The following is a 7,045-nucleotide window of genomic DNA, read 5'->3' as shown; positions in this document are numbered from 1 at the left end:
AGCCGCGGCTGCTTGTCGAGCCAGCGCCGCAGCATCCGCACGTTGCGGATGTTGGCGCGGAACATGACGTCGAAGGCATCGCCGGCCACCGGCACCATGCCGACCACGCCGTCGACGGCGACATTGGCGAGCATCCGCGCGGTGATGTGCCAGGGCGCACCCAGCAGCCGGGCCTCGCGCACCAGCCACAGCGAGATCGCGGTCGTGATGAGATCGCCGACCACGGGGATCAGGCCGATCAGTCCGTCGATGCCGTAGCGGACATTGGTGCCCGGCACGACGAAGACGACGTCGAGCAGCTTTGCGATCATCTCCAGCCGCGCGAGCCGTTCCTCGCGCGTCAGATTGCCGAACGGATTGGCGCTGGAGTTGCGGAAGTCGAAGCGGAAGCCTTCCTGAAAGCCTTGGAACTGCGGATGCAGCGGACCATCTGAGAGCTCGCGCCCGTCCTGATCGATCACCTTGCCGCGCGCCTGCGCTCCACCGAAGGGCGGCCGCGATCGCGTGGCGTGGGGCGTGAAGATGTCGTCCTCGGGCATGGCCATCACATGGTAACGCAGGCAGTCGGTTCAAGTTGCGTCACATTACCACTGTGTCACGTTAGAGGCTGTCACGCGCAAGGCCATCACGTGCCGCGCGCAGCCGACGGCGTCAAGCCGAAGCGGCGGCGGAAACAGCGATTGAAGTAAGACAAATCGTTGAACCCGCAATCGAAGGCGATGTCACTGATCCGCCGCTCGGTGTCATGGATCAGCAATTCGGCGGCCTTGGTCAATCGGAGTTCGGTCAGCCGCATTGTGAAGCTGGCCCCCGCCTCGTAGAGCAGCTCGTTGACGTAGCGCTCCGACAGGCCGGTTGCGGCGGCGAGCTTGTGTGCGGAGAAATCCGGCTCGGTGAAGCGCTTCTCCAGGATCATCAGCAATGACTTCAGCCGCACTGCGCGAAGTCCGCGACGTTGGGCGGCGGCCGCAAGATCGCCGCGGGCACCGAGGCCGAGCGCTGCGAGATCGAGCAGGTGCGCGGCGATGGCGAAGCCGGCCTCATCGACGGCGTCAGGCGATTGCAGCAGCAGGTCGCTATAGTCCATCGCCAGCGACAACGCACCGCCCGGCGCGAGCTCGCGGCTGACCAGATCATCGACGCCGGAGGCCATGGATCGTAAGGTCGCCATCGGCAGATGGACATTGGTGAAGCGCTTGTGGTGCGCACCGTCGGCGGTGAAGAACGGCTCGTCCAGCTTGAGCAGCACCATCGCGCCCGGCCGCATCTGGAATTCGCGGCCGCGATGGGTCACCGTCGAGGCGCGGTCGCCGGTGTTGCGCGCAAGGCAGTAGCGGTCGTCATTGGTCGCCAGCACCTGGCGCCGCTCGCGCCGCACGGTGGTGAAGCTGCCGTTGCAGCGGCCGAGCATGGTGGTGCCGATATGGATCGAGTTCATCGTCGCGCGAAACGGCACCACAGGTGACGGGTCGAGCTCGCCGGTGTTGGAGAAATGCTCGAACAGTTCGGCGAAGAACATGTAGCGCTGCCGCTCGCCGAGGCCTGGCGGCAGCATGTCGGTCGACAGCCTTTTCTTGATGACGGACATCGGAAGGACAGGACCAGGGTGCGCACCGGCAATCTGGCCACCACCAGATGAACGGCAGATGAAATCTATCATCTCGTCGGCGGTCTGTGCACAGCGCCGGACAGTCCAAGTCCGGAATTCTCCAGCGCTTCCCAGTCCAAGACGCGTGTGCCGCGAGGGGCTTACCGATGGCGCCGGGCTCGCAGCCAGGAGAGACCGCTCAAAGTGAGCCCCCGCACACAAGCGGGCCAGCCAGAGGAGACCATGGGATGAAGACTTCCGCGATCCGCAAGGTGTTGCTCGGGGTTGCGATCACCACCAGCATCGGGATCGGCTACGCGATCGGCGCCCAGCCGCACATGGACGAAAGCCTTGCGATGCTGCAATCGGCGCGCGCCGAACTCACCAAAGCAACGCCGAACAAGGGCGGCCATCGCGAGCGTGCGCTCGGCCTGATCGATCAGGCGATGGGCGAAGTGCGCGCCGGCATCGCGTTTGCCGGCGGCGGCTAATTCACTGACGAATGACTTTTGACATCAGCAGAGGACGATAATCATGACCAGATTGATTGCGGCCGCCTTCCTTCTTGCCACGCTCGGCAGCGCCGGCGCTATGCCGCTCGCGCCTGTGACCCCCAGCCAGAATCCCGATGTCATCACGGTCACCGGCGGCTGCGGCGGCGGCTGGCATCGCGGTCCCTATGGCGGCTGCCGCCGCAACTACGCACGGCCGTGGATGCACGCCTGTCCGCGCGGCTGGTATCTCGGCCCGGGCGGCCGCTGCCGCGCCAACGGCACCTGAAGAATTTGAGCACGCAGGCCTTTTGCATCACGCCAGCGGCGGACGGAAACGTCCGCCGCTTTTGTTCGAGGCGATCGGCGAAGCGCGGTTTTGAGCGAAGCGGCCGCCGGTTCACGCCGAGCGTGGAGGCGGCGCACTTCGCTGTTCGTCTCGCCTAGAGCATGATCCGGAAAAGTGCGAAGCGGTTTTCCGAAAAGATCATGCTCAAACAGCGAGCTAAAAGCGCGATGACGATTCAGCCCAATCTCATCGCGCTTTAGTAGACGCCCTTGTTCATGGTTCTGAGCCGCTGCGCCAGCGTCCTCATCACCTTGAGGGCGAAATGCGGCGTCTGGCTGACGAGGAAGAGAAACTGCTTTTCCGAGACCGGGACGAGTTCGACATCCGTCAGGGCCGTGGCAGTCGCACTCCTTGGCTCGTTGTCGATCAAGGCCATCTCGCCAAAGATCGTGTCGGGCGCAAGGTCCGCCATGGTCTTGTTGCCGACCTGAATGCGCACATAGCCGCTCTTGATCACGAAGAGCTCGTTGGCTTGCTCACCCTCACGAAAAATAACGCCGCCGGCCCGGACCAGGCGGGTTTCGATACTGTTGCCCGTCAGAAGGCTGAAGCTTGCATCTGCCACTCGAATTCCCCTTTCTACGGTTCTGGCTAAAATAAATGCGCGAATAGAAAGTAGAGAACGCCCGAGATCAGCATCGCTACCGGCAAGGTCAGAACCCAGGCCATGGCGATGTTGCGGATCGTCGACCATTGCAAGCCGGACCCGTTTGCGGTCATGGTGCCCGCGATGCCGGACGACAGCACATGCGTCGTCGACACCGGCAGACCGTAGCCGTCCGCCGCGGCGATGGTCGCGGCCGCCGTGATCTCGGCGCAGGCGCCCTGCGCATAAGTCAAATGAGTCTTGCCGATCTTTTCGCCCACCGTCACGACGATCCGCTTCCAGCCGACCATCGTGCCAAGGCCGAGCGCGATGGCGACCGCGATCTTCACCCAGGACGGAATGAATTTGGTGGCGGCATCCAGCGAGCCCTTGTAGCGATCGAGCGTCGCGACATCGGCATCGCTCAGCGCGTTGTCGCTGCTCTTCATAAGCAGGCGAAGCGCCTCCGACACCAGATACATATCGTTGCGCGTGTTGCGAACGGTCTCGGCGGGGAATTTGGCCAGCGAACCATACTGAACGACCTGGTCGCTGATCTCGCGGACGAGGACGGCGAGCGACGGATAGGTATCGTCGGTGAGCTGCCGAAGCGCGATGTAGTTCGTCACTGCCGGACGCGGGTCGCCGGTCACCTTGCGATCAGCGCCCTTGTCCTCGACGACCTTGCTCGCCGCAGCCGAATTCGCGGTGAATGCCTCGATCTGGTTCGCCGGCATCGCGCGGTTGAGCGCATAGGCGGTCGGGACCACGCCGATCAGGATGAGCATGATGAGGCCCATGCCTTTTTGGCCATCGTTCGATCCATGAAAGAAGCTGACCAGGGTACAGGTCAGGATCAAGATGCCACGAATCCACCACGGCGGAGGCTGGTCGCCTTGCGGCTCGCCGAACAGCGCCGGCGTTGCGCGCAACAATGCGGTCTTGAGCCCGTAGAGCAGGATGGCGGCGAGCAGAAATCCGAACAGCGGCGACAGCAGCAGCGCCTTGCCGGTGTTGACGGCCTGCGACCAATCCACGCCGGACGTCCCCTCTCGTCCGTGCATCAAGGCGTTCGATATACCCACGCCCATGATCGATCCGATCAGGGTGTGCGAACTGGAGGCCGGCAGTCCGAAATACCACGTGCCGACGTTCCAGATAATGGCCGCGATCAGCAGCGCGAACACCATGGCGAAGCCGGCGCTGCTGCCGACCTGAAGGATCAGTTCGACCGGCAACAAGGAGACGATGCCGAAAGCGACGGCGCCGCTGGAGAGAAGCACGCCGATCAGATTGAAGAGGCCCGACCAGACGACGGCAATATGCGCCGGCATCGAGCGCGTGTAGATCACGGTTGCGACGGCGTTTGCGGTGTCGTGAAAGCCGTTGACGAATTCGAAGCCGAGCGAGATCAACAGAGCGACGAACAGCAAAAGGAACGCCGCATAAGAGGTCTTGCTGGCGCCCGTGGCGCCAACATCCGCGTAGATGCTGTAGGCCACGAACAGCAGCGCGGCGCCGATCACGCCGAGATAGATGATGCCGGTGAGCGGATGAAAGCCCTTCTCGAGATCGGGCCCCCTGCGCCGCGCGGGCTCGATCGAACCAGGTAACGCCACATCGCTCATGCGATTTGCCCCTCATGGCCGCGGGAGGACAAAAGCGGCCATGTGACATTGGGACTACGTTTACATGACGTACATGTGACAGTTGTGTGAAAGCGGCCCAGCCAGGCTTTCAGCCAGCGTCTAATTCATTGATAAGGTTACCCGAACAGCGAGGTTATCGCCGGCGGAGTACCCCTAGTGCTGCGATACGGGCTGCGCCGGCGCGTGCAGCTCTTCGGCATATTTGTGGGCGAGCCAGGACGTGATCACGCCCGGGATGAAACCGACCAACCCGTAGAGGACGAACTGCACCGGGCCGCTTTCGGAGCCGTGCGAGGCGTAGGCCAGCGCCGCGCCCACGAACCCCACCGCACCGACGATCAGCATGCGCGCCAGCGGCGAGATCCGCCGCACATGCATCAGGATGTCGTCGATCGCGCCGAACATCAGCGACGGCACGATGCCGAACAGATAGTTGTATTGCAGCGACTTCACGAACACGACGAACAGCTTCGCCACCTCGCCGCCATTGGTCTCGGTCCAGTAGCCGGACTGATAGGTGGTCATGAGCAGCAGCAGGAAGCCGCCGATGAATGGCCCGACGGCTGCGAAGATCAGATAGCGTTTCATGGCGTGCCCTTGCCCGACGTCAGGCGAGTGTAGCGCAGCCGCGCAACGGTTCTAGGGAAAATCGAAAGCGCCCGGCAATGTTCCGAAGGTTCGCATCGAGCGCGCTGCAACAACCGCTGATGTTGCTGCGACACGGAATCGCCCGGACAGAGCCGGACTATGACATCGTGAGACCGGGGTGAGCGTCGTGGCCGCTACTCACCCCACGCCGCGAAGGCGTCGTTGAAGGCCCGCTCGCCGGGGGCGCCCTTTTCGATCGCGATGATGGCGCGGCGCTGGTTGGTATAGACCAGCGGCACGTCGAACCAGGAGCGCTCCTTCAGGAGCTGCAGATTGCGCGAGCGGTCGGCGTCGACGTTGGAGAGGCCGACCAGGAAGAAGCCGTCGGTGACCTTGACCGCGAGGCCGGCAAGCGGCGTGCCCCGCGCCTGCTCGTTGGACTTCATCAGGATGCCCGGCACGTTGCCGACGCCGCCATTGGCGAAATCCTGCGGCAGGATGAAGGTCAATTCCGCGGTATGGCTCGCCGGCAGCGATGAATCGGTGTTGCGGCGGAACGACATCGTCATCTTGAACTTGCGATCGGGAATGTCGATGTCGGCGCGCACGGCGATGTCAGGCTTCTGGTTGCCGGATCCCTTGACCTGCTCGGTGCGCCAGACCACCGAACCGACATACTGCTTGCCCTTCGGATCCGACGGGTCCTCGTCATACAGCACAACGCGCTGCGCCACCGGAGCGACCGGCTCGCCCGACGAGGGCTGACCGACACGGTCGGTGATCTTCTTGCTCGAAGGCGTAGCCGAAGCGTCCTTCGGCGCCTCGACCGGAGCGGAGGATTTGAACAGGGTGCTGACATAGGTCAGGGCCGGCTTGCCCCAGAGGATGCCCGCGCCGACCAGGATCAGCAGGATGCCGATCACGATCGCCGTCTTGAACGGGAACATCGACCCGACGCGCGGCTGCTTCGGCTCACGATCGGCGTTGCCGACCCGCGACCGCGGCGCCTGGGGCGGCTGCTGCGGGGTGTAGCGCTCCGCCTCCTCGATCGACTCGTCGTAGGAGTACGGCGCCTCGGGATCGCCGCCGCGGTTCTCCAGGCTCGGCTCGAGCCGGTCGAATTCCGGCGAAGGCGACGGTACGTTGGCGTAGGTCTTGCGCGCGTTGCGGCTGGCTTGCGCCGCGGCACGGCCGAGATCGTCGGCGTCGGCGGTGATGTCGCGGAAGCCGCGCACGCCCGGCGCGGCCGGTGGCGGCGCGCCTTCGGGACCACGGCGCGGCGGAGCCGGCCGGGCCTGGGAATCGGGAGCGGACGGAACCGGCGGATTCTGCGGCCGCGGCGGGACCGGCGGCGGCGCGTCGGGGCGCAAATTGCGCGGCGGGCGCGGTTCGGCCGGCGGCCGCGGGCGCGAGGCCGTGTCGGCGGCATTGGCCTCGGGCGGCCTTGCGTTTGCCTCCGGCGGCCTTGCGTTTGCCTCCGGCGGCCTTGGATTGGCACGGCGCAACGGGTCGCTGCTGCGGGCGGCGCCGCCGGGGCGCGAGGCCTCGCGGGCGCGCTGCGCGGCCTCGGACTCCACCTTGCGAACCGCCTCTTCCAGCGACAGCCGTTCGCGGGTGATCTCGGACTCGGAGAGCGGCGGCTGCACGCCGCGGAGCTGCTGAATCAGCGCCGTGCGCGCCCGCGCGTACAGCGCACGGCGGGCTTCGCCGGGGGCGTTGGGGTCCAATCCGGCGATGGCACGGGCAATCAGCGGGTAGTAGTCAGCCATTTCCACACAATTGGAGGGATATAGG

At 64.8% G+C, this 7,045-nt stretch carries 8 protein-coding genes; 2 read left to right on the top strand and 6 right to left on the bottom strand.

Features of this window, described 5'->3' with window-relative positions; genetic code table 11:
- Positions 1–545, bottom strand: a 545-nt coding sequence (locus tag QDT69_RS24225) for a DUF4112 domain-containing protein (RefSeq protein WP_279708980.1), incomplete at its 3' end; no start/stop codon positions are given.
- Between the two features lie 80 nt (positions 546–625).
- Positions 626–1,588: a helix-turn-helix domain-containing protein gene (locus tag QDT69_RS24220; protein WP_279708979.1), complete on the bottom strand. Its 963-nt coding sequence runs from the start codon at positions 1,586–1,588 to the stop codon at positions 626–628.
- Between the two features lie 248 nt (positions 1,589–1,836).
- On the opposite strand from QDT69_RS24220, the gene QDT69_RS24215 reads away from it, so the two are divergent.
- Positions 1,837–2,079, top strand: coding sequence for a hypothetical protein (locus QDT69_RS24215; protein ID WP_279708978.1), 243 nt, complete (start codon positions 1,837–1,839; stop codon positions 2,077–2,079).
- A gap of 43 nt (positions 2,080–2,122) precedes the next feature.
- On the top strand, positions 2,123–2,368 hold the full coding sequence (locus tag QDT69_RS24210; RefSeq protein WP_279708977.1) for a hypothetical protein: 246 nt from the start codon (positions 2,123–2,125) through the stop codon (positions 2,366–2,368).
- 256 nt (positions 2,369–2,624) lie between these two features.
- Here QDT69_RS24210 and QDT69_RS24205 read toward each other — a convergent pair whose 3' ends face one another.
- From QDT69_RS24205 to QDT69_RS24190, 4 genes are all read right to left on the bottom strand, one after another.
- Positions 2,625–2,993: a cyclic nucleotide-binding domain-containing protein gene (locus QDT69_RS24205; protein WP_146993002.1), complete on the bottom strand. Its 369-nt coding sequence runs from the start codon at positions 2,991–2,993 to the stop codon at positions 2,625–2,627.
- A gap of 26 nt (positions 2,994–3,019) precedes the next feature.
- A complete protein-coding gene (locus QDT69_RS24200) occupies positions 3,020–4,642 on the bottom strand; it encodes an inorganic phosphate transporter (RefSeq protein WP_279708976.1) in 1,623 nt (540 codons plus the stop codon).
- Positions 4,643–4,816: 174 nt separating this feature from the next.
- A complete protein-coding gene (locus QDT69_RS24195) occupies positions 4,817–5,251 on the bottom strand; it encodes a DUF5413 family protein (protein ID WP_279708975.1) in 435 nt (144 codons plus the stop codon).
- 194 nt (positions 5,252–5,445) lie between these two features.
- The gene (locus QDT69_RS24190; protein WP_279708974.1) at positions 5,446–7,020 is read right to left on the bottom strand and encodes a hypothetical protein; all 1,575 of its coding nucleotides are present in this window, start codon (positions 7,018–7,020) and stop codon (positions 5,446–5,448) included.
- Positions 7,021–7,045: the final 25 nt, after the last annotated feature.

Source organism: Bradyrhizobium sp. CER78, from assembly GCF_029846235.1.
Lineage (GTDB): Bacteria > Pseudomonadota > Alphaproteobacteria > Rhizobiales > Xanthobacteraceae > Bradyrhizobium.
The sequence above is the reverse complement of the archived record's forward strand: the minus strand, read 5'-3'. Positions and strand labels throughout refer to the sequence as shown.

Bases quoted from the DNA above. Each gene is read 5' to 3' on its own strand.
- QDT69_RS24220 (WP_279708979.1), bottom strand. From the start codon at position 1,588: ATGTCCGTCATCAAGAAAAGGCTGTCGACCGACATGCTGCCGCCAGGC.
- QDT69_RS24195 (WP_279708975.1), bottom strand. From the start codon at position 5,251: ATGAAACGCTATCTGATCTTCGCAGCCGTCGGGCCATTCATCGGCGGC.
- QDT69_RS24210 (WP_279708977.1), top strand. From the start codon at position 2,123: ATGACCAGATTGATTGCGGCCGCCTTCCTTCTTGCCACGCTCGGCAGC.
- QDT69_RS24200 (WP_279708976.1), bottom strand. From the start codon at position 4,642: ATGAGCGATGTGGCGTTACCTGGTTCGATCGAGCCCGCGCGGCGCAGG.
- QDT69_RS24190 (WP_279708974.1), bottom strand. From the start codon at position 7,020: ATGGCTGACTACTACCCGCTGATTGCCCGTGCCATCGCCGGATTGGAC.
- QDT69_RS24215 (WP_279708978.1), top strand. From the start codon at position 1,837: ATGAAGACTTCCGCGATCCGCAAGGTGTTGCTCGGGGTTGCGATCACC.